The sequence below is a fragment of the Cupriavidus sp. 05L310 genome, assembly GCF_056398185.1.
Genome location: NZ_JBFTOX010000045.1, coordinates 52,447 through 78,144, shown reverse-complemented (window position 1 = coordinate 78,144; position 25,698 = coordinate 52,447). Strand labels below are relative to the sequence as shown.

The following is a 25,698-nucleotide window of genomic DNA, read 5'->3' as shown; positions in this document are numbered from 1 at the left end:
TTCGTGGCCGACGGCAACCTGATTTCCGGCGTGGGCAAGCTGCCCTTCAATACCGACGGCGGCGGCCTGTGCAACAACCATCCCGCCAACCGCGGCGGCATCACCAAGGTGATCGAGGCCGTGCGCCAGTTGCGCGGCGAAGCGCACCCGGCCGTGCAAGTCAGGAACTGCGACCTGGCGCTGGCCCAGGGCACCGGCGGCTATCTCGGCTCGCGCCATGGCAGCGCCACCTTGATCATGGAACGGGAGTAACAAGATGGCGACCCCCTACACCCCCACCCTGTTGAAAGCACCGGCCGAGTCGCCGGACAACGCGGCGTTCTGGCAGGCCGCGCGCGAAGGCCGCCTGCTGGTCAGGCATTGCAAGTCCTGCGGCAAGCCGCACTGGTATCCGCGCACGCTGTGCCCGTTCTGCATGGGCGAGACCGAATGGAAGCAGGCCTCGGGCCGTGGCACCGTCTATTCGCTCAGCGTTACCCGCCGGGCCGGTCCCACGCCCTTCTGCATTGCCTATGTGGAGCTCGAGGAAGGCGTATCGATGATGACCAACATCATCGATTGCGACCTGGACGCGGTGCGCATCGGCCAGCCGGTCCGGCTCAAGTTCGCCGCGACCGCCGATGGGGCGCCGGTGCCGGCCTTCACGCTCGCCTGACTGACGGGGTCCGTCCGGCTTCCGGACGCCGCTCGACAACGCCGGCTAGCGCGTCACCGTCGCTTTGTGGGAGTAGCGGTCGCCCCGAAAGATCAGCTCCGATGTGCAAAGCGCGATGCCACGGATATCGATCGGGGTGCATCGCAGGCGTAGCAGCGGGGTTCCATCCGCGACCCCCAGCCGCCGCGCCACATCCCCGGCGGCGGGGATCGCCGAGCTTTCGGTAGTGACCTCTTTCATCCGGTAACCCAGCCGGCTCTCGAAGATCGCCATGACGTCATTGGTCTCAAGGTCCTCCTTCACCAGCGCGCGGATCACCGCTTCGTCACCCATGATCATGAAGAGGGCCGCGGGCTCGGCATTCGACATCCGGAGCGTAGTAGCGCATAGCAGCGCAGCGCCCGAATTCAGGCCCAGTGCTTCCACGGCGAACGCCGGCGCCTTGATCTTGCGCACCGAGACCAGCTTGCCATGGGCAAGTTTCCCCCGTGCGCGCGAAGCCTCATAGAAGCCCGTCAGCGGCCCCAGGTTCGAGGTCTCCGCGGGCCGGGTGACGAAGCTGCCCTTGCCGTTGAACTTCTCGATCAGGCCGCTGGCGTGCAGTCCGGCCAGCGATTGCCGGACCGTGATGCGGCTGACGCCAAACTCCGCCATCAGTTCGGATTCCGACGGCAGCTTGGCGCCAGGCCCAAGCTTGTTGTCGACGATGCGCTGGCGGAGTTCTTCTTCGATTTGCCTGAATCTGGGCTGGGGCGTGGTCAAGGTCCGGGTCCTTCGTGTTTCGAGCGGATCCCCTGGCTGGAGATCCTGGCGGTCCATGGATTATACCTATCATGACAGGAGTCCTCCCTCACCCTTGACCTGTTATAACAGGTCGTGGCAGTATTGAACCGCCAAGAGTACGGCCGACCGTACCGCCGGCTCAGAGATACGGAGCGAGACACAGACACGCCGGCTGCCAGTCATGCGCAACCCCGGTGTGACCCTTTGCGCGCTCTCGTGTCTTGCGCGGCGATACCGGCCAGCGAGCAACGCTTCACGATACGAGAGAACGGAATGAGCAACGCAGCACAGAATTCCCGCGCGCAAGCGGCAGCGGCGGAGTATGACTACATCGTCGTCGGCGCGGGCTCGGCCGGCTGCGCCCTGGCGGCGCGGCTGGCGGAAGATCCGGCGGTCACGGTGGCATTGCTGGAGGCTGGCCCGGACGACCATCATTACAGCGTGTGGACGCCGCTCGCCCTGGCCGCCGTGGTGCCCAAGCGCGGTCCGCGCAACTACGCGTACCGCACCGTTGCGCAGCCGGGCCTCGACGGGCGGCGCTCCTACCAGCCGCGCGGCCGGGGGCTGGGCGGCAGTTCTTCGATCAACGGCATGGTCTACATCCGCGGCCACCGCAATGACTACGACCTTTGGGAGCGCCTGGGCTGCAAGGGCTGGGGTTACGACGATGTGCTGCCCTATTTCCGCCGCAGCGAGCGCAACCAGCGCGTCAGCGACAGGCACCATGGCAGCGATGGCCTGCTGCATGTCAACGACCTGCGCACGCCGAACCCCTTCTCGCAGCGCTTCGTCGCGGCGGCCGTGCAGGCCGGCTTGCCGTTGAACAATGACTTCAATGGCGCTGAGCAGGAAGGTGCCGGCCTGTACCAGGTCACGCAACGCAACGGCGAACGCTGGAACAGCGCGCGCGCCTACCTGCATGGCGGCAACGCCGCCGACACCGCCCTGAACGGCGGGCGCAGGGGCCTGACCGTCCTGACCGGGACGCAAGCGCTGCGCGTGGTCTTCGAAGGCAAGCGCGCCACCGGGGTGCGCGTGTCGCGCGCCGGCGCCGAGCAGACCCTGCGCGCCAGACGCGAAGTCATCCTTAGCGGCGGCGCCTTCAATTCCCCCCAGTTGCTGCTGGCCTCGGGCATCGGCCCCGCATCGCATCTGGCCGAACACGGCATCGCCGTGGTCCACGATCTGCCGGGTGTCGGCGAAAACCTGCAGGATCACCTCGACATCACCCTTTGCCAGCAGGTCCGCTCGACCGATCTGTACGGCAGCCTGGGCGGCGTATTCCGGATGCTGTCGGAAATCCGGCGCTACCGGCGTGAGCGCACCGGGATGGTCAGCTCGAACCTGGCCGAAGCCGGCGCCTTCATCAAGAGCCGCCCCGATCTCCCCGAGCCGGACCTGCAACTGCATTTCATGCCCGGACTCTCGCCCACCCACACCGGAATGAGCCGGCGCGAGCTGAAGCATGGGTTTACCGCCCTCGCCTGCGTGTTGCGCCCGGAAAGCCGGGGACACGTGCGGCTGCAGTCTACCGATACGCGCGATGCGCCGCTGATCGATCCGCGTTTCCTGTCGGCCGAAGCGGACATGGCAGGCATGGTGGCGGGTGTCAGGGCGATGCGCCGCATCTTCTCGCAGCCGGCGCTGGCAGGTGCGGGCGGCAAGGCGCTGCTCATCGATGCGTTCGGCGCCGGCGAGGGCAACGAAGAGGCGATCCGCGCCTACATCCGCAAGCATGCCGATTCCGTATTCCACCCCGTAGGCACCTGCAAGATGGGCACCGACGACATGGCGGTGGTCGACCCCGAACTGCGCGTGCGCGGCGTGGAGGGCCTGCGCGTGGCCGATGCCTCGATCATGCCGACCCTGATCGGCGGCAATACCAACGCGCCGGCCATCATGATCGGCGAGAAGGCGGCTGACCTGATCCGCGCGGCCGCCAGGTAACCAGGCCGCCCGGGAACCGGCCGCGCCGGTTTTTCCCGGCGTAGGCCGGCAAGCCGAGCGGCCCTTCATGACAGACGACATCCCGAAGCAGAAGTGAGTGATATGAAGCAAAGTCCCTGCACCACCCGGTTTTCTTCCGACCGTACCCACGCCCGCGGCCGCCGGCTTGCCCTGGCGATGACGCTCGCCGCTGCCGCCGCGGCAGCGCACGCGGCCGGCCCCGCTGGTCCGGTTCCCAACCCGTATCTCGCGCAGTCCTACAACAACCAGACTCACTGGAACGATGCCGCTACGGACAGCGTCGGCTTTGCCGTGCCGCGCGGCAACTTCGAAGTCACGCCCGATTCGGTGCAAGTCATTCCCAACGAATCGGGGAGCCTGCCCCTGGTTGCCGATCGCGTCGGCGGCAAGGACATCTACTGGTGGTGGGCCGGCTTTTCGCTGCGCAAGGTGGGCGTGGATGGCGACAAGCTGGTGGAACTCGCCCGCACCGAAATTCCGGTACACCTGCCGAACTACACGCCGGTCACCGCCGAGCGGCGCCGCGAACAGGCCGCGGAGGTGAAGACGTTCCTCGATGCAAGGGACGAGCAGGGTCTGCTCGACTATATGAAGTCCCAGCCGAACCGCGCCTTGACGCTGGCGGAAGATCAGGTCGCCAACGGCGCGGTCTATGCGGTACTCGGCCGTGACGACGCCTTCTACGGCTGCAGCGGCCGCCAGATCTTCCGTATCGACCAGGAGGATCCGAAGGAAGCGGGCTCCGGGATGAAGGCGCCGCGGGCGATCACGCTGCCGGCTTCCCTTTTCGACAATGCCAGGGCGGCGAGCGGCACGCGCAGTCCGGCCGACATCCTGTTCGGCATGGGCATGTCTTACAACGGCTACCTGGTCGTGAATACGCTGGGCGGCAAGGTCATCACCCTGAACCGCGACACGCTCGAAGTCGTCGACGTCTTCACGGTTGCGGGCAAGGACGAACTGTTCATGAACAGCTTCGCCACCGGCCCCGAGGCCAACGGCGGCGCGGTGTATGTCGCATCCAACACGACCATGTACCGCCTGGTGGTGGACAAGGACGGCAAGATCCGCAGCGACGAAGCCAGCGGCGCATGGCAGGCGTCCTACGATCGCGGCGTGCGCATGCCGGCGCCGAAGATCGGCGACGGCACCGGCTCGACGCCGACCTTGATGGGGTTCAGCCCGAATGAGGACAAGCTGGTCGTCATCACCGACGGCGCGAAGAAGATGCGCCTGGTAGCGTTCTGGCGGGACAAGATCCCCGCCGGCTGGAAACAGAAGCCCGGCACGCTGTCGCCGCGCATCGCCGACCAGAAGGTGGTCGACATGGGGCCGGCGCAGGAGTCGGTACAGTCGGAGCAATCCGTGGCCGGCTTCGGCGACTATGCCTTCGTCGTGAACAACATTCCCACCGGAAGCGCCCCCCAGCTCAGCCCGTCCGGCACCTTCGCCAGCCTGGTCAACGGCGCCACCCGCCCCGGCCCGGCCGGCGTCGCCGCCCTCAAGTGGCAGCAGAAGGCACATGCCTGGCGCACGCAATGGGTGCGCACCGATGTGTCCTCGATCTCGATCGTGCCAATGATCAGCGGTGCCGGCCGCATGGCGATCATCGACGGGTATTTCACCGGCAAGTGGAATGATCGCTACCACATCGGCATGGATCTCGACACCGGCAAGACCGTAATGACAATCCGCACTGGCAGCGACCCGACCTTCAACGGCTTCTACTCGCCGATCAAGGTCGATCCGCAGGGCCACATCTTCTACAGCGGTGCGTTCGGGCTGATGCGCCTGGACACGGCGAAGATGCGGCGCGTGCCGGCGGACGACCCGGTGATGACGGCGCGGCACGACTGACGCCATGGGTGGCGCAATGCCCGCGCTTTCGCAAGGAGCCTGGCTGGCGCGAACGCGTCAGCCTGTATGCAACTGCCGTACAGCCAGCGCCAGGTGGCGGCTGATGGCAGCCCCAAAGACGAGGAGACACAAGATGCAAGCTGCTGTTACCGCCCCCGACCTGCCTGCAACCAGGGCGACGGACACCGAGAGCTGGCCCTTTACCGTCAGGCGGTCCACGCCGACCATCGGCGCGGAGATCGGCGGCATCGACCTGCGCCAGCCGCTCGACGACGCTACCTATCTCGCCCTGCGCCGCGCGCTGGTGAAGTTCAAGGTGCTGTTCTTCCGCGACCAGGAGATCTCGCCGGCGCAGCATGTGGCCGTGGCGCGCCGCTTCGGCGAACTGGAGATCCACCCCATGATCGGCCACCACCCGGACCATCCGGAGCTGGTGGTGTTTGGCCGCAACGGGGGGCAGCGCGGCCGCGAGAACCTGTACCACTCCGACGTGTCATGGCGCGAAGTCCCGTCCATGGCCTCGATGCTGCGTTGCGTGGAAACGCCCGAGGTGGGCGGCGACACGATCTGGGTCAATATGGCGGCGGCCTATGCCAACCTGCCGGAAGACGTCAAGGCGCGCATTGCCCGGCTCAATGGCGTGCACGACGCGATGCCGACCTTCGGCCAGGCCCTTGCGGACGACAAGTACGAGGCCATGCGCCAGAAGTACCCGCCCGCGGTCCACCCCGTGGTGCGCACGCATCCGGAAAGCGGTGAAAAGATCCTCTACGTCAACGAGGGGTTCACGACCCACTTCGCCAACTACGCCAGGGAGCAGCCGTACCGCATCGGCTCCGACTTCCGGCCGGCGGAGATGGACCTGATGCAATACCTCTTCCGCCAGGCTGCCGCGCCCGAGTACCAGGTGCGTCTGAAATGGCAGCGCAACACCATTGCCTTCTGGGACAACCGCTCCACCCAGCACTATGCAGTCCAGGACTACTTCCCGGCGGTACGGCACATGATGCGGGCGACCGTCATCGGCGACCGTCCGGTCTGAGCCGGGCATCCGGCTGCTCGTACCACGCGTACAAAACACGAAGGAGAACGCTAATGAAGATGCTGAACCATTTCTACATCAACGGCCAATGGGTCGAACCATCCGCCGGCAGCACGCTGGTGGATATCGTCGATCCGGCCACCGAAGCACCGGCCGGCAAGCTGGCAATGGGCACCGCCACGGACGTCCACGCCGCCGTCGCCGCCGCGCGGGCTGCTTTCCCGGCGTGGTCGGAAACCAGCCGCGAGGAACGTATCGCCCTGCTTGAACGCGTGATCGAGCTTTACCGCGCCCGCCTGGGCGACATCGCCGAGGCCGTGCGTGCCGAAATCGGCGCCCCTATCACGCTGTGCAAGAACGTGCAGGCGCCCATCGGGCTGGCGCAGATCCAGGCCGCCGTGGAGACGCTGCGCCATTTCGAGTTCGAAACCGCGCATGCCAAGAGCTATGTCCGGCGAGAGGCGATCGGCGTCGCCGCGCTGATCACGCCCTGGAACTGGCCGTTGAACCAGATCGCCGCCAAGGTTGCGCCGGCGCTGGCCGCGGGCTGCACGGTGGTGCTCAAGCCGTCCGAGATTTCGCCGCTGGACGCGATCATCTTCGCCGAGATCATGCACGAAGCCGGCACGCCTCCCGGCGTATTCAACATGATCTATGGCGCAGGCCCGATCGTGGGCGCCGCCCTCTCCTCGCACCCCGGCGTGGACATGGTGTCGATCACCGGATCCACGCGCGCCGGCGTGGAAGTGGCGATCAGCGCCGCCCCTACCGTCAAACGGGTGGCCCAGGAGCTTGGCGGCAAGTCCGCGCTGCTGATCCTCGACGATGCCGACCTGCAAGCCGCGGTGACCAGCGGCGTGGCGCAGTGCATGGCCAACTCCGGGCAGACCTGCGTGGCGCCGACGCGCATGCTGGTGCCGCGCGAACGCTATGAGGAGGCCGTCACCATCGCCGCCGCGGCTGCCAACGCGGTCGTCGTGGGCGACCCGGCGGATCCGGCCACCAGGATGGGCCCGATCTCCAACCGTGGGCAGTACGAAAAGGTGCAGCGCATGATCGGCATCGGCATCGAGGAAGGCGCGCGCGTGGTGGCTGGCGGCCCTGGCCGTCCGGAAGGGCTGGAGCGCGGCTTCTACACCAGGCCCACCGTTTTCGCCGATGTGCGCAATGACATGGCCATCGCTCGCGAGGAAATCTTCGGGCCCGTGCTGGCCATGATCCCGTATGACGGCGAAGAGGACGCCATCGCGATTGCCAACGACTCCGTGTTCGGCCTGGCCGGCTATATCGCCTCGGGCAACCCCGAACGCGCACGCCGCGTGGCGGCGCGCCTGCGGGTGGGATCGGTGCGGATCAATGGGGCGATGCTGGATATCACGGTGCCTTTCGGCGGGTACAAGACTTCGGGCAACGGGCGGGAGTATGGGGCCGAGGGTCTGGCCGAGTTCCTGGAGTGCAAGTCGGTGACGAGCTGAAACAAGAGAAGAAAGCGAGGTTTATCCGGCTTTCGTGTGGGTCGATTCATCGCTGGGGTGACTCCAGCAATGCCGCCCTCTCCCGCATGGCGGGAGAGGGGCGCAAACCGGCGTTTTGCCGCAGGCCACCCGCACCCGTTCAGAACACAGGCACTACGCGGCCATCGCCACGCAATACCGCCCCAGGTGGTAATCCGAATCCCCCAGCAGCACATCCATCATCGTCAGCCGCTTGAAGTAGTCTCCCACCTCCAGCTCATCGGTCATGCCCATGCCGCCGTGCAGCTGCACCGCTTGCTGGCCGACCAGGCGGCCAGCCCTCGCCACCACCACCTTCGCGCCGGACAGCATACGGCGACGCGCGGCGAGGTCGGACTCGGTCAGCCCCTGCGCGGCAACATAGGCCATCGACAGCGCCAGCTCGGCCTGCACCAGCATATCCGCCATGCGATGCTGCAGGGCCTGGAAACTCGCCAGCGGCTTGCCGAACTGGTGACGGTTGCGCAGGTATTCGCCGGTGATGGCAATCAGCTTCTCCATCGCGCCCGCCGCTTCGGCGCAGAGCGCGGCAAGGCCGTGATCGATACCGTGCTCGAGCGCGGCCAGGCCATCGGCAGGCTGGCCGATCACCGCATCGCCGCCCACCAGCACATTGCTCAGCGTCAGGTCCGCGGCATGCAGGCCATCCATGGTGGGGTAGGCACCGATGGTCAGCCCGGGCACGTCGCGCGGCACCAGGAATAGCGCAAGGTCGTTGCTGCCGGCGACACGGGCGCTGACCAGCAAGGCGTCCGCGGCCGCACCGTGCCAGGCCAGCGACTTGATACCGTTGAGCACATAGCCGTCGCCGCGGCGCTCGGCGCTGGCGCGCGCGGCCTCCGGGCGGTAACGGGTGGCGGGTTCGAGATAGGCCAGCGCAAGCACGCGCTCGCCGGCGGCAAGCGCGGGTAGCCAGGCTTGCTGCTGCGCCTTGCTGCCGTACGCGGCGAGCACCGCCGTAGCCATCACCGCGCTGGGGATCACCGGTTCCAGCACCAGGCCCCGGCCCAGCTCGCGATGCACCACCAACTGGCTCGCCGCACCTTGGCCGAAGCCGCCGAATTCCGGCGGCACGGTCAGTCCCAGCACGCCCATCTCGGCCAGCGCCGACCACATCCTGCGGTCGAAGCCGCCGCCACCGCGTGCGCTGTTGCGGCGTTGCGTAAAGGTATATTCCGTGTCGACAAACCGGCGCAGGCTGTCCGCCAGCATTTGCTGTTCTTCGCTGTAGGTGAAGTCCATGTCTGCTTAGTCCCTTCAGAAACCGAGGATCATCTTGGCGATGATGTTCTTCTGCACCTCGGTGGCGCCGCCATAGATCGTGGTCTTGCGCATATCGAAGTAGGTCGAGGCCGCCGGCGCGGCCCAGTCCGGGCCGCTCACCGGTTGCACGGAGCCCGCGTCGAGCCATTGCGGCGCAAATGGCCAGGCGTGCGGGCCAGCCACCTCCATCTGCAGCATGGCGATATCCTGCTGCAGCTCGGAGCCGCGAATCTTGATGATGGAGGCCTCGGGGCCCGGGCCCCGGCCGCCATCCTGGGTGATCGCGCGCAGCAGCAACATCTCCAGCGCCATCAGGTCCATCTCCAGGCGCGCGATCTTGTCGCGCATGCGCACGTCCTCGCTCATCGGACGGCCCGCGCCATCGGTGGCCTGGCTGGCATAGTGCTTGAGCTGGCGCAACTCGCGGTGGCAATGGCCGATGCCGGCAATGCCGGTGCGCTCATGGCCCAGCAGGTATTTGGCGTAGGTCCAGCCACGGTTTTCCTCGCCCACGAGGTTGGCGACCGGCACCTCGACATTCTCGAACCACGTTTCGTTGACATCGTGACTGCCATCGAGCGTGACGATGGGCCGCACGGTGATGCCGGGCGAGTTCATGTCGATCAGCAGCATCGAGATGCCTTCCTGCTGCTTGGCCTCGGGATCGGTCCGTACCAGGCAGAAGATCCAGTCTGCGTACTGGGCCATGGTGGTCCAGATCTTCTGGCCGTTGACGATGTAGCGGTCGCCCCGGCGCTCGGCGCGCGTCTTCAGCGAGGCCAGGTCTGAGCCCGAGCCCGGCTCCGAGTAGCCCTGGCACCAGAAATCCTCCATGCCCGGGATGCGCGGCAGGAAGCGCGCCTGTTGCTCGGGGCTGCCGTATTTCATCAGCACCGGGGCGATCATGGTCAGGCCGAACGAGAGCAGGCGCGGCGCGCCGGCGCGGAATGTCTCGATCTCGAAGATCAGGCGCTGCATGGCGGTCCAGCCGGTGCCGCCGAACTGCTTCGGCCAGGCCGGCGCACCCCAGCCGTGCGCGTGCAGGATACGGTGCCAGCGCACGTAGTCGTCCTTACCCAGGCGGCGGTGGCCCAGCACCTTGTCGCGGATATCGGCGGGCAGCCTGTCCTGCGCAAAGGCACGGACCTCCTCCCGGAACCCTTGTTCCGCCGCGGTGAATCGCAAATCCATTGGCTTGTCCCCTCGTATGCTCGCGCGCGCCCGGCGCCTCTCTGCCTGCGCCAGGCCCGGCGTGTTTGAAAGTGTTTGGCTGCCCCCATGCTAGCGGTACGAGATGCGTCCCGGCCGCGCGCCGACGGGTGGGCCACCCATCGGGCAAGAACACCCTGCCGGCGCCGCCGCACCGGGTTCAAAGACCGATGGTGTAGCCCCCGTTGACCGACAGGTGCTGCCCCGTCACATAAGAGCCCGCATCGGAAAGCAGGAAGCAAACCGGACGCGCCACTTCTTCCGGCGCCGCCCAGCGCCCCAGCGGGATCTGCGCGAGGTAGGTGTCCCGGAACTTGTCGCTGCGGATGGTCTCGGTCATCGGCGTCTCCACCACGCCGAAGCCGACGGTATTGACGCGGATGGCGTACTTGCCCCACTCGCGCGCCGCGCACATGGTCAGGCCCAGCACGCCCGCCTTCGCCGCGCCGTAGTTGATCTGGCCGATGGTGCCGCGGCGCCCCGCGTCGGATGAAATATTGACGATGGCCCCGCCCGTGGCGTCTCCGGCGCGCGCGCGCTCCAGCATGTGGCGGCCGGCCGCTTGCAGGAAGTGAAAGGAGCCGGTCAGGTGCACGTCGATCACCTGCTGCCAGGCTTGCGCCGTCATCTTCTCGATCATGGCCGGGCGCGTGATGCCTGCGTTGTTGACCAGGCCATGCACGGCCCCGAAACGCGCCACGGCTTCGCGCACGGCATGCGCGGCAAATTCCGCGTCGGCTACGCTGCCGGCCAGCGTCAGCAGCGGGGCGTCGCCGCAGGCCAGCCGCAGTTCGGCCAGCGCTTCGGCGTTCAGGTCCACGGCGCTCACCTGGGCGCCCAGGTCCAGCGCCAGGCGCGCGATGGCGCGGCCGATGCCCTGTGCCGCGCCGGTGACGATGATGCTCTTTCCCTGCAGGGAATTCGGGGTGCAGTCCATATTCTCTCCTTCCTGTCGGCGATCAGTAGCGCATCTGCAGCAGCCACGTGGCCACCATGGCCGGGCGCTCGCTCCCTTCCACATGGATCTCCACCCGCCAGATGCCGCGCACCTCGCCCGGGCGGACGTCTTCCAGACCGGCCAGGTGGAAGCTGCCGCGGATGCGGGCACCCGCCGGCACCGGGCCGGTGAAGCGGATCTTGTCGAAGCCGTAGTTGAGCAGGAGCTTGCAGCCCGGAAGGCTGAAGCACTGCGTGTAGGCGACGGTGACCATCGACAGGGTCAGCAGCCCGTGGGCGATGGTGCAGCCATAGGGCGAATCGGCGGCGGCGCGCGCCGGATCGACATGGATCCATTGCCGGTCGCCGGTCACGTTGGCAAAGGTGTCGATGGTGGCCTGGTCAAGGGTGAAATAGCCGCTGACCGCGGCCGGCCCGTGTAGCCGGGCGCGAACCGCGTCGATGGAGTTCAGGGTATGCATAGGTCTAATCCGCTTTCAGTCCGAGGGTGTTCGCCACCGGAATCCATTTGGCGCGTTCCTCGCTCAGGAGACGGCCAAACTCCTCCGGGGTGGCAGGAAGGGGTTGCGCGCCGATGGCCTGCAGCTTCTCTATCAGCGCGGGTTGCCGCAACGACACATTGATGGCCTTGCTCAGTCTCGCGATGACCGGCTCCGGCGTCCTGGCCGGGGCCACCACGCCGAACCACGCGCTGGCATCGGTATTGGGAAAACCCAGTTCGCGCAGCGTCGGCACGTCCGGCAGCAGCGCAAAGCGCGTGGCGTCCAGAATGGCAAGCGCGCGGATCTTGCCGGCGCGTACCTGTTGCAGCGACGACGGCAGCGCGTCGAAGAGCAGGTCGATATTGCCGCCGACCAGGCTGATGATGGCGGGAGCGCTGCCGCCATAGGGCACCAGGGTGGCCTTGAAGCCCAGGGCATTGGCGGTGTACTCGCCGGCCAGGTGCGAGATGTTGCCGTTGCCGGCCGATCCCATGGTCAGCTTGCCCGGCTCCTTCTTGCCGAGGGCTACCAGCTCCGCGACCGACTTCACCGGCAAACCGGGCCTGATGGCCAGCAACAGCGGCGTCTTGCCGAGGCCCGCCACCGGCACGAAGTCCTTGACAGGGTCGTAGGGCAATTTGCGGAACAGCGCGCTGTTGATCACCAGCGGGCCGTTCGAACCGATCAGGAAAGTCCTGCCGTCCGGCTCGGCGCGGGCAACCGTCTCGGCAGCGATCATCCCTGCCCCGCCGGCCTTGTTTTCCACCACGATCGGAGTGCCCAGCGCATTGGCGGCTTCATGCGCCACCAGGCGGGTTATCTGGTCCGTGGCGCCACCCGGAGGATAGGGCACGATGAAGCGGATGGGCTGGTTCCGGCCTTGTGCATGCGTGGCCGCCGGCATGCACAGGAAGGCCACGGCAATTGCCATGGCACGAACGAAGCATTGCATGGTTGTCTCCGCCATTTCTGTTATCGATGGATGTGGCGCGGCGCCGGCCAGGGCTCAGATCCGCCCTTTGCCGCGCAGCGCGCCGATGCGCTCGGGCGGATAGCCCAGTTCCCGCGCCAGCACTTCGTCGGTGTGCTGGCCAAGCGTGGGCGCGGCTCGCTCATAGCGGATCGGCGTGTCGGAGAAGCGGATGGGGTTGGCGAGCGAGGGCACCTGTACCCCATTGCCATGGGGCATGGACAGCAGCATTTGCCGATGCCTGACTTGCGGATCCTCGAATACCTGCTGCATGTTGTAGATCGGACCGCATGGCACATTGGCCGCTTCCATGCGCGCGATCCATTCCGCCATCGGGCGCGTCAGCATGGCGCGCGCGATCTCGGGGATCAGCTCCGCGCGATAGCGATTGCGCTGCGGGGCCGAGGAAAAACGGGGATCCGTTGCCAGCCCGGGCCGGTCGATTACACCGCAAAACGCAGTGAACTGGTTGTCGTTGCCGACCGCCACGATGACGTCGCCCTCCTGGCAGCGGAACACCTGGTAAGGCACCATGTTGGAGTGGGCATTGCCCATGCGCTGCGGAATCTTGCCGGACAGGAAGTAATTGATGGCCTGGTAGGAGCCGATGGTGACCATGCAGTCGAGCAGCGCCAGGTCGATATGCTGGCCGCTCCCGCTGATATTGCGGTGTTCCAGCGCGGCCAGGATGGCGGTGCTGGCGTACATGCCGGTAAGCAGGTCGCTGATGGCGATGCCGGACTTGACGGGGCCGCCTCCGGCCTCGCCGTCCGGCAGGCCGCTGATGCTCATCAGGCCGCTCATGCCCTGGAACACGAAGTCATAGCCGGGCAACGACGCATAGGGCCCGGACTGGCCGAAGCCGGTGATGGAGCAATAGACCAGGCGCGGATTCAGCGCGCGCAGGTCTTCATAGGCAAGGCCGTAGCGTGCCAGCGTTCCCACCTTGTAGTTCTCCACAAGCACGTCCGCCGTGCGCGCCAGTTCGCGCACGATCTCCTGGCCTTCCGGCGAGGCCAGGTCCGCCGTGACCGAGCGCTTGCCGCGATTGGCGCTGAGGAAGTACGACGAATCGGCGGTTTCCATGCCTTGCGCGTTCCTCAGGAACGGCGGGCCATAAGCGCGCGTGTCGTCGCCTCCGCCCGGCCGCTCTATCTTGATCACGTCCGCGCCCATGTCGGCGAGATTCTGCGTGGCCCACGGGCCTGCCAGCACGCGTGTCAGGTCGAGCACCTTGATATGTCCGAGCGCTTTCATCATGTCAGTCTGTCCTCGCCAAAAATTGCATCTGTCATCGAATCTGTCATCGAACGTCGCGCCAGATTAGTCAGCGCGCAAGACAGCGTCCAATACCGATTTGCGCGCGGCCGATAGACAATCGTTATCGCGCCGCGTGCCGGCACCGCGCACGTCGTTGCGCTATCGGGCTAACCCGGATGCGTAATGCCCGCGCGGCGGACTAACATGTTCCCTTCGAAGTCCCCTCTAAGCGAAGTCCCCGATCTGATGGATCTCCGACGCATACGGCACTTTGTCGTGCTGGCCGAAACGCTGAATTTCCACCGCGCCGCCGAACGCCTGCATATCGCGCAGCCCGCCTTGTCGGTTTCGATCCAGAAGCTGGAGGCGGAGCTGGATATCACGCTGTTTTCCAGGGACGCGCGCGGCGTCACGCTGACCGCCGCCGGCCGCGCCGCGCTGGCCGAAGCGCGTCTTATCCTCTTTCACGGGGGGCAGTTGAGCGAAGTGGCCCGTGCCGCCAGTTGCGGCACCGGCGGCGTTCTGCGCATCGGCTTTGTCGGCTCCGCCACCCTTGCGTTGCTGCCGCGCCTGGTGTCCCGCTTTCACGCCGACTACCCCGGTGTGGAGCTGGTCCTGCGCGAATCCACTTCCGTGCGCATCATGCAGATGCTGGACGAGGAAGCGCTCGATGTGGGCCTGGTGCGCACGCCCTTGCTCAGGCGCGCCAACGCGGAACAGTTGCAGCTGGAGCACGACCAGTTCGTGGCAGCGCTGCCGCGCGCCCACCCGCTGGCCGGTGAAGGACCCATGCCGCTGGCCGGACTGGCGCAGGAGCGCTTTGTGATGTACGCCCCGGACGAAGGGTCCGGGCTGCACAGCGCGGCCATGATGGCCTGCCAGCTCGCGGGCTTCCTGCCGCGCGTCAGGCAGGAAGCCATCCAGATCCAGACCGTACTGGCACTGGTGGAAAGCGGGCTCGGGGTTGGCCTGGTGCCGTCCATCGTGAAACGCTGGCCGAGCGCCGGCATCGTCTACCGGCCCTTCACCGACTTCCCGCTGGCGGCATCCATCGGCCTGGCGCTGGTCCACCGCCCGGGCCTTGAAAGCCAGGCGGCGCATCGTTTCCGGGAACTGGCGGAGCGCGAGTTCCCGCTCGGGACCGTGGCGGACGGGACGGGATGCGCCGGGCTGACGCATCCCGTCCCCTGACTGCCCGTCCCCGCTTGCCTGCCGATGGTCTCGGCAAGCGCTGCGTCAGGCGCGTCTACTTCGCCTCCAGCGAGCGGGCGGCCTCATCGATCAGATCGGCGATCTCTCCCGCATGCGACGCCAGCGAAGCGTGGCTCGCCGCAAGCGAAATCGTCTTCTTCGGCTGCATGCGTTCCGCCATCCAGCGCTCGGCCTCCGGCGGGATCATGCGGTCGTTGTCCGACACCTGGTACCAGGCAGGCTTGGTCTTCCAGGCCGGCGGTCCGGACTTATCCTCGAAGCACCGTGCTGCGATAGGCTTTTGCGTCGCCGCCATCACCAGGGCGTCCGTGTCATCCAGGTCGTCGCCAAAGCTCTCCTTGAAGGCCACGGGATCGAGCCAGAGGAAGCCTTCCTTGTCCGGCCGGATATGCGCGGCGCCCGGAGGCGGCGCTTGCCGTGCAAAGATGCTCCCCAGGCTTTCCCCTTCATCCGGCGCGAACGCGGCGACATAGACAAGGCCCGCCACATTCGGCGCGTGGCCAGCGCCGGTGATGACCGCGCCGCCATAGGAATGCCCCACCAGCAAGGTCGGACCCTCCTGTGCCGCGGCGAGCTTGCTCGTGCGGTCAATGTCGTCGGCCAGCCCCGTCAGGGGGTTTTGCACCGCGACCACGTGGTAGCCCTTGGCGTGCAGCAAGGGGATGACGCCCCGCCAGTGCGAGGCATCGCCCCAGGCACCATGCACAAGAACAATGTTCATCCGAGACTTGGTCATATCCTTTCTCCGTTTGGCAGCATGAAGATCGGGGGCTGCCATCCCGCACAACAATGCCGTAACCATGGAACAAGCTACCGGACCCAAATCCCTCGGGAACCGTATGCTGACTAGCTTAGACGATTGAACCGCGGTCTAAGCCGGGAAAACATGCCCGGGAGCCGCCCAGGCAAAGCGCCCGGCGAACATCCGTGCTGCACTCGCCGCATCGCGCATGAGCCGCTCAACGATCTCCGCCGCCGGCACGATGCCATCGGCAAAGCCGCCGGCGGGCCCCAGCGAGACGATCCCGCCTTCGACATCGCCATCCTGGTAGACCCGCTGCCGGGTACGCGAAGACAGGATCAGGTCGCCAAATTCCGCATGGCGGCGCGCGCCACCGGCTTCCAGCCGCTGCACCTCGCGCGCCGCGTCATTGACCAGGACCCGCCACGTATCGCCGAGCGAAGCAAGGATCGCGGTCGAACAACCCGCATCGGACGCCACGATTCTCTGCTTCAGGGCATCGTGCGCGATGATCTCCGACGCGACCATGAAACGGCTGCCCATGACAACGCCGTCGGCGCCCAGCGCGAGCGCGGCGGCAATCTGCCGGCCGTTGCCGATACCGCCGCCGATCACCAGCGGGATGCGGATCTGCTCCAGCGCAAAGGCGCCATTCAGGAACGCCGACAGCTGGTTGTCTCCCGGATGGCCACCCTCTTCCATCCCGACCAGCGCGATCGCGTCCACCCCAAGCCGCTCCGCGCTCAGCGCATGGCGCACGCTGGGGCACTTGTGGATCAGGATGCCGCCGCCATCATGGATGGCATCGACCAGTTCCCCTGGCGACGAACCCGCGCTCTCGAAGTGGCGCACGCCCTCCGCCAGCGCGGCCTGTATCCACGCGGCGACGTCCTTGTTGGCGCCCGGGCGGCGCGACAGCGTCAGGTTCACGCCGAACGGCCGGCCGTTGGTCAGCGCCCGGCAGCGGCGCAGATCGCGGCGCAAGGCGTCGACACTGTCGAACGAGCGCGCGGTGATAAACCCCATGGCGCCCGCGTTGACCACCGCGGCGACGATGCCGGATTCGCCGAGGTGATGCATGCCGCCGAGCAGCAGCGGATGGCGGATGCCGAAGAGATCGGTGATGCGCGTGCGAAAGCTGGATTCTGTCATGGCATGACGATGGCTTGCGCCATGCTTATCCCTCGAACGACGGGGAACGTTTCTCGACAAAGGCGGAGACCGCTTCCCGATGGTCCTCGGTCTGGTGCGACAGGACCTGAAAGGCCGCCGACATCTCCAGCAGCGTGTCCAGCCGCGTGTGCATGCCCTCGCGCAGCAGCCGCTTGGCCAGCCGGACCGCGTGCGGCGGGTTGGCGGCAATCGCCTGCGCGATGCCGTACGCGGTGGGCAGCAGTTCCCCGGCCGGTACCACGCGCGACACCAGGTTCCATTCCAGCGCCTGGCGCGCATCGATCATCCGGCCGGTAAAGGTCAGCTCCGCCGCGCGCGACAGGCCGACGATGCGCGGCAGCAGCCAGGCGCCGCCGTCGCCGGGAATGATGCCCAGCTTGACGAAGCTCTCGGCGAACCTGGCTTGCTCCGACGCGATGCGGATGTCGCACATGCACGTCAGGTCCAGCCCCGCGCCGATGGCAGGCCCGTTGACCGCCGCGATCAACGGCACCTCCAGGTTGAACAGCGCCAGCGGCAGGCGCTGGATGCCGCGCCGGTAGTCTTGCCGGATCTCCATGCCAGGTACCTCGCCGGAGGCATGGCGCCCCATGTCGCGCACATTGCCGCCGGACGAAAACGCCGCGCCGCTACCGGTGATCACCACGGCGCGCACGGAGCGGTCGTCCTGGATCCGGTCGACGGCGGCCAGGAACTCCGGTACCGCCGTGTTGCCGGTCAGGGGATTGCGCCGTTCCGGCTCGTTCATGGTCAGCGTAACGATGTGGCCTTCCTGCTCGTACTTCAGAAAATCGGACATGGATTTGTTCTCCTCGCTGCGTCAATCGCTGCTTGATACGATGCTTCCATCGTGGTGAATGGGTGCGGCATGGCGGGTCACTGTCCATCCCGTGAACGGATCCGACACACTCCAGCGCCGGGTCCATCTGGTGTTGCAGGCGCGGCACTGATGTTCCTTGGTCTGGCACACGACGCCCGCGCCAAAGCTGCGCCAGCGGACGTCGCCGACAGGCCGCAGCGCGGCATGGCCATCGGCGCAGCGCGCGTCGTGGCGCAGGCTTTCGCAACGCGCGCACAGGTCCTGCAATGGCGGTGCCGCCTCCGGGCTGGCGGCCAACGGCGGGGGCGGGGGCGCGGGCGCGCGCATGTCAGGGGCGTGGCCGCGCCGCGCCTGAATACGGCGCAGGGACGCCCAGAACAGCGCGCGCAGCGCATCCGATCCGCTCTCCTGGGCCGCGGCCTGGCAGCGTTCGGCATGGTGCTGCATCGCCATGCCGAACTCCGTCGCCGAGGCGAAGCAGACCACCCGCGTATGGAAGTCGCTGTCCTCGATCCAGCGATCGAACAAGCCGGCCAGATGGGCGTAGTAGTCTTCCGTGCCATTCGCCGTGCGCTTCAGCGTGAGCTTGTGGGCGAGCCGGCTGCGCGCGCGAACTTCCATCCGGAGTTCGCTGAGGATCGGCAGCAGCCGCCCGGCGGCCCGGCTGCGCGCGCTCATGCCGGCACGGCGCAGAGCGTCGTCCGTGCGAAATCCGCCACCGAGCCCTGCGCCCGGTCCAGCAGCGCTTCACCGACCATGCGGTTCCAGAACGTCTCCGCGCCATCGGCCGCGCGCCATTCATGCAGGCGCCGCGTGTAGAGCTGGAGATCGTATTCCTCGGTCACGCCGATGGCGCCATGCAGGGCGTGCGCCGCCGCTGCCACCAGCGGCACCGCCATGCTGGTGCGCGCCTTGGCCATGGCTGCCGGCAGCCGGGCCGGGACCTGGCCCGCATCGCTGAAGGCCATTTCGGCGGCAATGCCCGCCGATGCCACATGCTGGGCCATCACGCTCAACTGATGCTGCACCGCCTGGAACTTGCCGATCGACTTGCCGAATTGCGAGCGGTCATTGCAGTATTGCAGGGTCATGCCGAACACCCGGTCAAGGGCACCGGCGATAGCGGCCGCGTGGATCGCCGCGCTGAACAGACGAACCTCTTCGCCATTGCCGCCAAGGGCGGCAGGCACGGCGTCACTGTTCCAGCTCAGCGTGCCGCACAGGCTGCCGCGCACGCCGGTGGGCACGCGCTGCGCTTGCGTCGCGTCAAGCAGCAGCAGGCTGCCGTCCACGTTCGCGAGCACATGGTCGCTGGTCATGCCGAACGGCACCAGCGGCGCGCGCAGCACGCCGTCCGGCGTGCGCCGGCAGGCACCGGCCAGGGTGATCATGCCGGCAGGCACCGGCACGCCGGCGTCGCGCAACAGCGCCCGCGCCGCGATGCTCTGCGCCGCAGGCACCGGCAAGGCATAGCGCCCGAAAGCGGTGAAGATGGGCGCCAGCGCCGGCAATGGCAGCCCCGCGCCGCCTTCGGCCTCGGGCGCCAGCAGTTCCAGGAAACCCGCCGCATCCAGCGCGTCCCAGACCGCCGTGGGCGCCGCGCCTTTCTCGATTGCCCGCACCGCTTCCGGTGTGACCCGGTCGCGCAGGATTTGCTCAATGGCTTCGGTGAACATGAGTCTCTCTTTCTAAATCGTAGGCATTAGCCGTATGCGTTGGCCGCGTGCTTCAGCGCAAGCCCAGGCCGCGCGCGATCATGCCGCGCAGCACTTCGCGCGTACCGCCGCGCAGCGAGAATGTCGGCGAGATCTGGCTGAGGTAAGCCACCGTGCGATAGAGCTCGGCATCCACTTCCTGCCCGGGGTCCGCGGCAATGGCGGCTTCCAGCAGCGCGGGGATGGCCTGCTCGAACTCCGTGCCGATGTCCTTCACCAGCGCCGCCTCGACAATCGGGCTTTCGCCGCGGACCAGCCTGGCGGTGACCGCCACCGACAGGCTGCGCAAGGTGGCCAGTTGCGTGGCGAAGCTGCCCAGCAAAACGGTATCGGCGTCACTGGCGCCGTGCCGGCGCAGGTGCCCGGCCCAGCAATCGATCAGCACGATGCTGGAGTAGATGCGCTCGGGGCCGCTGCGCTCGAAGGCCAGTTCCGCCGTGACCTGCTCCCAGCCGCCGCCCTCGTTGCCGATCAGCGTGCCGTCGGCCAGGAAGACGTCGTCGAAGGTCACCTCGGAGAAGTGCGCGTCGCCGGTCAGGTCGACGATGGGCCGCACGTTGACGCCGGGCAGCGACAGGTCGACGATGAATTGCGAGAGGCCCTTCTGGCGGTCTTCGGGCACACCGGACGAGCGCACCAGCGCGATCATGTAGTGGCAGTGATGCGCGTTGGTGGTCCAGATCTTGCGGCCGTTCAGGCGCCACCCGCCTTCGCAGCGCGTGACGCGCGTGCGCACGCTGGCCAGATCCGAACCGGCGTTCGGCTCGCTCATGCCGATGCAGAAGAACGCCGTGCCCGCGCAGATCCGGGACAGGTAGAAGTCCTTCTGCGCCTCGCTGCCGTATTTCAGGATCAGCGGACCGCTCTGCCGGTCGGCCACCCAGTGGGCCGCCACCGGCGCGCCCGCGGCCAGCAGTTCCTCCACCAGCACGAAGCGCCTGAACGCATCCATGCCCGCGCCGCCGTAGCTGGCGGGCAGGGTCAGCCCGACCCAGCCGCGCTGGGCGAGGCGCCGGCTGAAAGCTGCGTCGAAGCCCAGCCACGAGCGCGCGCGGATATCGGCGGTCGCGGGTGGCAGGCTTTCCTTGAGGAAATCCTTCACTTCCGCGCGAAAGGCCTCGGCCTCGGGAGGCAGGGCCGTAAGGTGGAAGGCATCAAGCAGGTTGCTCACTTCTTGCTCCAGGTTTCGGTGCGGGCGGATGGCACGGCGCTACAGCGCGGCCGGCCCGCCGCATCGTTATTCAGGTCTTGCGCGCCGGTACGGGCGCATTCCAGTAGCGCTCCCGCAGCGGCTGCTTGTAGAGCTTGCCGGTCGGCAGGCGCGGCATGGCGTCGATGAAATCGATCGAGCGCGGCACCATGTAGCGGGCCACCTTGGTGCGCAGGTAGGCCAGCAGTTCCTCGGCCAGCGCTTCCGACGGCACCACGCCGCTGGCCGGCTCGACCACGGCCTTGACCTCTTCGCCCATCTCGGCGTTCGGCACGCCGATCACCGCGGCGTCGCCCACGCTAGGGTGGACCACCAGCGCGTCCTCGATAGCCTGCGGATAGATATTGACGCCGCCCGAGATGATCATGAACGCCTTGCGGTCGGTCAGGTAGAGATAGCCGTCCGCATCCAGGCGGCCCACGTCGCCGACGGCGGTCCAGGTCGGATGCACCGGATGCTGCGCCGAGCGGGTCTTCTCGGGATCGTTGTGATAGTGGAACGGGAGCTGCTCGCGCTCGAAGTACACCATGCCGGTTTCCCCCACCGGCAGCTCATTGCCCTCGTCGTCGCAGATATGGAGGACGCCCAGCAAGGCGCTGCCGACCGAACCGGGGTGAGCCAGCCATTGCTGCGTATCGAGCGTGGTCACGCCATTGCCCTCGGTGGCCGCGTAGTACTCATGCAGGATCGGCCCCCACCAGTCGATCATCTGGTGCTTGACGTCCTGCGGGCACGGCGCCGCGGCATGGATGGCGACACGGTGGCTGGACAGGTCGAAGCCCTGGCGCTGCGCCGGTTCGAGCTTGAGCATGCGGATGAACATGGTCGGCACCCACTGGCTGTGGGTCACGCGGTAGCGCTCGATCATGCGCAGCGCTTCCACCGCGTCGAACTTCTCCATGAAGACGATGGTGCCGCCGCAGAACTGCGTTTCCAGCCCGTAGCCGAGCGGCGCGGTGTGATACAGCGGGGCCGGCGACAGGTAAATGGTCCGCGCGTCGAAGCCGTAGCGTTCGAACTGCGGCCGGCGCGCCGACCCGGAGCCTTCCGTGACCATGCCGTTGGGCTGGTTGCGGATGATGCCCTTGGGCCGCCCGGTGGTGCCCGAGCTGTAGATCATGGTGGCGCCCATCCATTCCTCGGCCAGGCGCTCGGCGGGACAGGCCTGCGTGGCTGCCTCGTAGCTGTCCCAGCCGGGGATCGTGCCATCCATCATCAGTTGCAGGCGGCAGGTGGGCATCTGGCCGGAGAGCTGCGCCGCCAGGTCGCGCATGGCGTACGACGTCACCACCACCTGGGCATTGCTGTCCTGGATGATGTAGGCCGCTTCCGCCGCCGTCAGGAAGCGGTTGACGGGGGTGATCATCAGCCCCGAGCGCAGCGCCGCCCAGCACAGCTCGAAGCAGCGCATATTGTTCTCGAGCACCATGGCGATGTGGTCGCCGCGCCGCAGCCCCAGCGCGTACAGGCACTGGGCGAAACGATTGGAGCGCGCGTCGAGTTCCCGATAGGTCAGGATCTCGCCGGTGGTGCCGTTGATTGCCGCGGGCTTTTCCGGCGTCAGTTCGGCGTGGTCGCCCAGGTATTTCGGGGTCTTGGTCATCGAGTCACTCCCGGGATCTCGCCGGAGGTGTCGGCGTTGGCCGCGGCCTGCCGTACCAGCCCGGGAATCCTCGCGCCCAGTTCTTCGGCCAGCCAGCGGCCTTCCTTTTCCATGCGCGGGCCGGCATGCCAGCCCTCGGCCACGGTGATGCGGCCGCCGCGCACGCCGAACACGCGCCCGGTGATATCGCTCGATTCGGTACTGCCCAGCCATGCCACCAGCGGCGCCACGTTGCCGGCGTCCAGCGGATCGAAGCCCGGCGCGGCGCCGGCGGTGAACTCGGCGCGCCTGGCCGCGAAGATGTCTTCCGTCAGGCGGCTCATCGCGGTCGGGTAGATCGCGTTGACCGTCACGCCATAGCGGTCCAGTTCGCGCGAGGCAATCACCGACATGGCGGCAATGCCCGCCTTGGCCGCGCCATAGTTGGCCTGGCCCGCGTTGCAGTACAGGCCCGACGACGAGCTGGTATTGATCAGGCGCGCCACGCGCTGGCGGCCCGCCTTGGACTCCTCGCGCCAGTAGGCGGCGGCATGGCGCGACGGCGCGAAGGTGCCGCGCATATGCACGCGGATCACCGAGTCCCAGTCTTCCTCGGTCATGTTGACGAGCGTGCGGTCGCGCAGGATGCCGGCGTTGTTGACCAGCACATCCAGCCCGCCGAACTCGCGGATGGCGGCGTCGATCATGTTCTTCGCGCCGGCCCAGTCGGCCACGTCGTCGAAGTTGGCCAGGGCCTCGCCGCCCATCGCGCGGATCTCCGCGATCACTTCCAGCGCGGGTCCGCTGGCCGCGCCCGAACCGTCGCCCTTCCCGCCCAGGTCGTTGACAACCACCTTGGCGCCCTGCCGCGCGAACTCCAGCGCGTACTCGCGCCCGAGGCCCCGGCCAGCGCCGGTGATAACGACTACGCGATCCTTGCAAAGCTGTTGCATGGCGAATCCTTGATTCCTAATTCTGTTGGCTGGTTGCGTTGCGGCGTTCAGCGCGCGCTGACGTCATAGGTCTTGACCAGTTGGCGGTAACGCACCGTTTCCGCTCCGATCATGGTGGCCATCTGCTTGCCGGACTGGCCGATCACGTCGGCATACGCGGTGCGTGCGGCAAAGTCCTTGAACTCCGGCTTGTCGATCACCTTGAGCAAAGCCATTTCGAGCTTGTGCGCAATGGGTTCCGGGGTTTTGCTGCTGACGCCAAAGCCGATCCACACGGAGAGCTCGTAGTTCGGCAGCCCGCTCTCGCGCACGGTCGGCACGGCCGGCAACTCCGGATGGCGGGCCTTGCCGGTCACCGCCAGCGGCCGCAGCTTGCCGGCGCGGATGAGCGGCAGCGCGCCGCCCACGTCCAGCAGCGCAACGTCCACCGAACCGCCCATCAGGTCCGACTGCACCTGCGACGCGCCCTTGTAGGGAATGTGGTTGAACTCAACGCCCGCCATCTGCTGCATCTGCAGCCCGCCCAGGCGGTAGTGGTAGCTGTAGTTCGCCATGCTGACCGACCGCGCCTTCTTGCGGGCCGCGCCCAGCACATCGTCGAAGGTCTTGAAGCTGGAACCGGCACCCGTCACCAGCACCGAGGTGCTGCGGATGGCGCTGGCCAGCGGCCGGATATCGCGCTGCGGATCGTACGGCAGGCTGTCATGCACCAGCGGGTTGATCACCATGGAACTCGGCGTGATCAGCAAGATGCTGTAGCCGTCGGCCGGCGCGTTGAGCATGCTTTGCACGGCGATCAGCGTATCGGCGCCGGGACGGTTCTCCACGATGCCGGGCTGGCCCAGCTCCTTGCCCACCTGGTCCGCCACGAAGCGGGTCACGGTGTCGGAGCCGCTGCCCTGCGTCAGCGGCACGATAAAGCGCAGCGGGCGCGACGGAAAGCTGTCGGCCGAAGCGGCTGGCGCCGCCAGCGCCGGCGCCAGCATGGAGATGGCGAGGCCGAAGCCAAGCAGGCGCAACGGTAGAGAGAACTTCATTTTGCTGTCTCCTGTCTGGGTGCGGCCGCCGGCTCGGGTCGGCAGGCGGCTCGCACCTTGTCCTTCATGTCGGGCAGGTGGTGCCCTATGTCAGTGCTTGCCGTACAGCGTCACCACGCAGGCGCCGCCCAGCCCCAGGTTGTGCTGCAGCGCCAGTTTCGCATCCTTCACCTGACGCTGTTCGGCGGTGCCGCGCAGCTGATGGGTCAGCTCGTAGCACTGCGCCAGCCCCGTGGCGCCCAGCGGGTGCCCCTTGGAGAGCAGGCCGCCCGACGGGTTGACCACAACCTGGCCGCCGTAGGTGTTATCGCCGTCCATCACGAACTTCTCGGCGCCGCCTTCGGGGCAGAAGCCCAGCGCTTCGTAGCAGATCACTTCGTTCTGCGCGAAGCAGTCGTGCAGTTCGCACACGTCGATGTCTTCCGGCCCGATGCCTGCCTTCTCATAGACCTTGTTGGCAGCCGCGCGCGTCATATGCGTGCCGACATAGTTCAGCATCGACGGCGGATCGAACGAGGCGGGCGGATCGGTGGTCAGCGACTGGGCCAGGATCTGCACATCGGTGCGCAGGCCGTGCTTTTTGGCGAAACGTTCCGACACCAGGATGGCGGCGGCGCCGCCGCAGGTCGGCGGGCAGGCCATCAGGCGGGTCAGTACGCCGGGGAACAGCACCGCGTCGTTCATCACGTCTTCGGTGGTCACCACCTTGCGGAACAGCGCCAGCGGGTTGTTGGCGGCGTGGCGGCTGGCCTTGGCGCGCACTGCGGCGAAGGTTTCCAGGCGGGCGCCATAGCGCTGCATGTACTCGCGCCCCGCGCCGCCGAAGGTGCGCACCGCCTGCGGCAGGTGCGCCATGTCGGCGGTCAGGCCGTGCATGATCGGCTGGAAGCGCGCGCGGGTGACCGGGCGGTCGTCCCAGTGGGACTTCAGCGCGCCGGCCTGCATCTGTTCGAAGCCGACCGCCAGCACGCAGTCGGCATCGCCCATCGCGATGGCCTGGCGTGCCAGGTACAGCGCGGTGGAGCCGGTCGAGCAGTTGTTGTTGACGTTGACGATGGGGATGCCCGTCATGCCCACCTCGTACAGCGCGGTCTGGCCGCAGGTGGAGTCGCCGTAGACGTAGCCGGCGAAGGCCTGCTGCACGAGGTCGTAGCCGATACCGGCGTCGGCCAGGGCGCGGCGCACGGCTTCGGCGCCCATTTCGGTATAGCTCAGGCTCGCGCCGGGCTTGGCGAAGGGGATCATGCCCACGCCGCCAACTAGTACTTTTTCGCTCATGATGGTTTCCTGGTTC

Annotated in this window: 24 protein-coding genes; 7 read left to right on the top strand and 17 right to left on the bottom strand. The window is 67.2% G+C overall.

The annotated features are described in order from the left end of the window. Together AC1DS6_RS28735 and AC1DS6_RS28730 are read left to right on the top strand one after the other, a co-directional pair. Positions 1-252, top strand: a 252-nt coding sequence (locus AC1DS6_RS28735) for a thiolase C-terminal domain-containing protein (protein ID WP_441630467.1), incomplete at its 5' end; no start/stop codon positions are given. 4 nt (positions 253-256) lie between these two features. Continuing rightward, on the top strand, positions 257-655 hold the full coding sequence (locus AC1DS6_RS28730; protein ID WP_441630465.1) for a Zn-ribbon domain-containing OB-fold protein: 399 nt from the start codon (positions 257-259) through the stop codon (positions 653-655). Between the two features lie 45 nt (positions 656-700). On the opposite strand, the gene AC1DS6_RS28725 is transcribed toward AC1DS6_RS28730, so the two are convergent. After that, entirely contained in the window at positions 701-1,417 is a 717-nt protein-coding gene (locus AC1DS6_RS28725) for a GntR family transcriptional regulator (RefSeq protein ID WP_477103644.1), read from the bottom strand. Positions 1,418-1,711: 294 nt separating this feature from the next. Here AC1DS6_RS28725 and AC1DS6_RS28720 point away from each other — a divergent pair, with 294 nt between their 5' ends. From AC1DS6_RS28720 to AC1DS6_RS28705, 4 genes are all read left to right on the top strand, one after another. Continuing rightward, on the top strand, positions 1,712-3,385 hold the full coding sequence (locus AC1DS6_RS28720) for a GMC family oxidoreductase (RefSeq protein WP_477103643.1): 1,674 nt from the start codon (positions 1,712-1,714) through the stop codon (positions 3,383-3,385). Positions 3,386-3,487: 102 nt separating this feature from the next. Beyond that, positions 3,488-5,263: a hypothetical protein gene (locus tag AC1DS6_RS28715; protein ID WP_441630460.1), complete on the top strand. Its 1,776-nt coding sequence runs from the start codon at positions 3,488-3,490 to the stop codon at positions 5,261-5,263. Positions 5,264-5,396: 133 nt separating this feature from the next. Further along, positions 5,397-6,305, top strand: a complete 909-nt coding sequence (locus tag AC1DS6_RS28710) for a TauD/TfdA dioxygenase family protein (protein ID WP_441630459.1) — start codon at positions 5,397-5,399, stop codon at positions 6,303-6,305. Between the two features lie 53 nt (positions 6,306-6,358). After that, positions 6,359-7,780 carry an aldehyde dehydrogenase family protein gene (locus AC1DS6_RS28705; RefSeq protein ID WP_477103642.1) on the top strand — a complete coding sequence of 474 codons (1,422 nt, stop codon included), beginning with the start codon at positions 6,359-6,361 and terminating at the stop codon, positions 7,778-7,780. Positions 7,781-7,933: 153 nt separating this feature from the next. Here the strand turns inward: AC1DS6_RS28705 and AC1DS6_RS28700 are convergent, their stop codons facing one another. The 6 genes from AC1DS6_RS28700 to AC1DS6_RS28675 form a co-directional block, all read right to left on the bottom strand. Continuing rightward, positions 7,934-9,061 carry an acyl-CoA dehydrogenase family protein gene (locus tag AC1DS6_RS28700; RefSeq protein WP_441630455.1) on the bottom strand — a complete coding sequence of 376 codons (1,128 nt, stop codon included), beginning with the start codon at positions 9,059-9,061 and terminating at the stop codon, positions 7,934-7,936. Between the two features lie 15 nt (positions 9,062-9,076). Beyond that, complete coding sequence (locus tag AC1DS6_RS28695; protein ID WP_441630453.1) at positions 9,077-10,273, bottom strand: acyl-CoA dehydrogenase family protein; 1,197 nt, start codon at positions 10,271-10,273, stop codon at positions 9,077-9,079. A gap of 178 nt (positions 10,274-10,451) precedes the next feature. After that, positions 10,452-11,228, bottom strand: a complete 777-nt coding sequence (locus tag AC1DS6_RS28690) for an SDR family NAD(P)-dependent oxidoreductase (protein WP_441630451.1) — start codon at positions 11,226-11,228, stop codon at positions 10,452-10,454. A gap of 22 nt (positions 11,229-11,250) precedes the next feature. Then, positions 11,251-11,709, bottom strand: a complete 459-nt coding sequence (locus AC1DS6_RS28685) for a MaoC family dehydratase (RefSeq protein ID WP_441630449.1) — start codon at positions 11,707-11,709, stop codon at positions 11,251-11,253. Positions 11,710-11,713: 4 nt separating this feature from the next. After that, entirely contained in the window at positions 11,714-12,682 is a 969-nt protein-coding gene (locus AC1DS6_RS28680) for a Bug family tripartite tricarboxylate transporter substrate binding protein (RefSeq protein WP_441630447.1), read from the bottom strand. A 54-nt stretch (positions 12,683-12,736) separates the two neighbouring features. Next, positions 12,737-13,960, bottom strand: coding sequence for a CaiB/BaiF CoA transferase family protein (locus AC1DS6_RS28675; RefSeq protein WP_441630445.1), 1,224 nt, complete (start codon positions 13,958-13,960; stop codon positions 12,737-12,739). 246 nt (positions 13,961-14,206) lie between these two features. Between AC1DS6_RS28675 and AC1DS6_RS28670 the strand changes: the two genes are divergently transcribed. After that, entirely contained in the window at positions 14,207-15,151 is a 945-nt protein-coding gene (locus AC1DS6_RS28670) for a LysR family transcriptional regulator (protein WP_441630443.1), read from the top strand. Positions 15,152-15,206: 55 nt separating this feature from the next. Here the strand turns inward: AC1DS6_RS28670 and AC1DS6_RS28665 are convergent, their stop codons facing one another. From AC1DS6_RS28665 to AC1DS6_RS28620, 10 genes are all read right to left on the bottom strand, one after another. Then, a complete protein-coding gene (locus tag AC1DS6_RS28665) occupies positions 15,207-15,908 on the bottom strand; it encodes an alpha/beta hydrolase (RefSeq protein ID WP_441630441.1) in 702 nt (233 codons plus the stop codon). 135 nt (positions 15,909-16,043) lie between these two features. Beyond that, complete coding sequence (locus AC1DS6_RS28660; RefSeq protein WP_441630439.1) at positions 16,044-17,066, bottom strand: NAD(P)H-dependent flavin oxidoreductase; 1,023 nt, start codon at positions 17,064-17,066, stop codon at positions 16,044-16,046. Between the two features lie 25 nt (positions 17,067-17,091). Beyond that, on the bottom strand, positions 17,092-17,886 hold the full coding sequence (locus AC1DS6_RS28655; protein WP_441630437.1) for a crotonase/enoyl-CoA hydratase family protein: 795 nt from the start codon (positions 17,884-17,886) through the stop codon (positions 17,092-17,094). 21 nt (positions 17,887-17,907) lie between these two features. Then, positions 17,908-18,585: a hypothetical protein gene (locus AC1DS6_RS28650; protein ID WP_441630435.1), complete on the bottom strand. Its 678-nt coding sequence runs from the start codon at positions 18,583-18,585 to the stop codon at positions 17,908-17,910. Continuing rightward, on the bottom strand, positions 18,582-19,583 hold the full coding sequence (locus AC1DS6_RS28645; RefSeq protein WP_441630433.1) for an acyl-CoA dehydrogenase family protein: 1,002 nt from the start codon (positions 19,581-19,583) through the stop codon (positions 18,582-18,584). The genes AC1DS6_RS28650 and AC1DS6_RS28645 overlap by 4 nt, the downstream gene beginning before the upstream one ends. Before the next feature lie 52 nt (positions 19,584-19,635). Continuing rightward, the gene (locus tag AC1DS6_RS28640) at positions 19,636-20,793 is read right to left on the bottom strand and encodes an acyl-CoA dehydrogenase family protein (RefSeq protein ID WP_441630431.1); all 1,158 of its coding nucleotides are present in this window, start codon (positions 20,791-20,793) and stop codon (positions 19,636-19,638) included. A 70-nt stretch (positions 20,794-20,863) separates the two neighbouring features. After that, positions 20,864-22,435 (bottom strand): acyl-CoA synthetase, encoded by a 1,572-nt coding sequence (locus tag AC1DS6_RS28635; RefSeq protein WP_441630429.1) that lies wholly within the window; start codon positions 22,433-22,435, stop codon positions 20,864-20,866. After that, positions 22,432-23,367: an SDR family oxidoreductase gene (locus AC1DS6_RS28630; RefSeq protein ID WP_441630427.1), complete on the bottom strand. Its 936-nt coding sequence runs from the start codon at positions 23,365-23,367 to the stop codon at positions 22,432-22,434. Before AC1DS6_RS28630 ends, AC1DS6_RS28635 begins: the two co-directional genes overlap by 4 nt. Before the next feature lie 47 nt (positions 23,368-23,414). After that, positions 23,415-24,404: a Bug family tripartite tricarboxylate transporter substrate binding protein gene (locus AC1DS6_RS28625; RefSeq protein ID WP_441630425.1), complete on the bottom strand. Its 990-nt coding sequence runs from the start codon at positions 24,402-24,404 to the stop codon at positions 23,415-23,417. Between the two features lie 90 nt (positions 24,405-24,494). After that, a complete protein-coding gene (locus AC1DS6_RS28620) occupies positions 24,495-25,682 on the bottom strand; it encodes a lipid-transfer protein (protein WP_441630423.1) in 1,188 nt (395 codons plus the stop codon). Positions 25,683-25,698 lie beyond the last annotated feature (16 nt).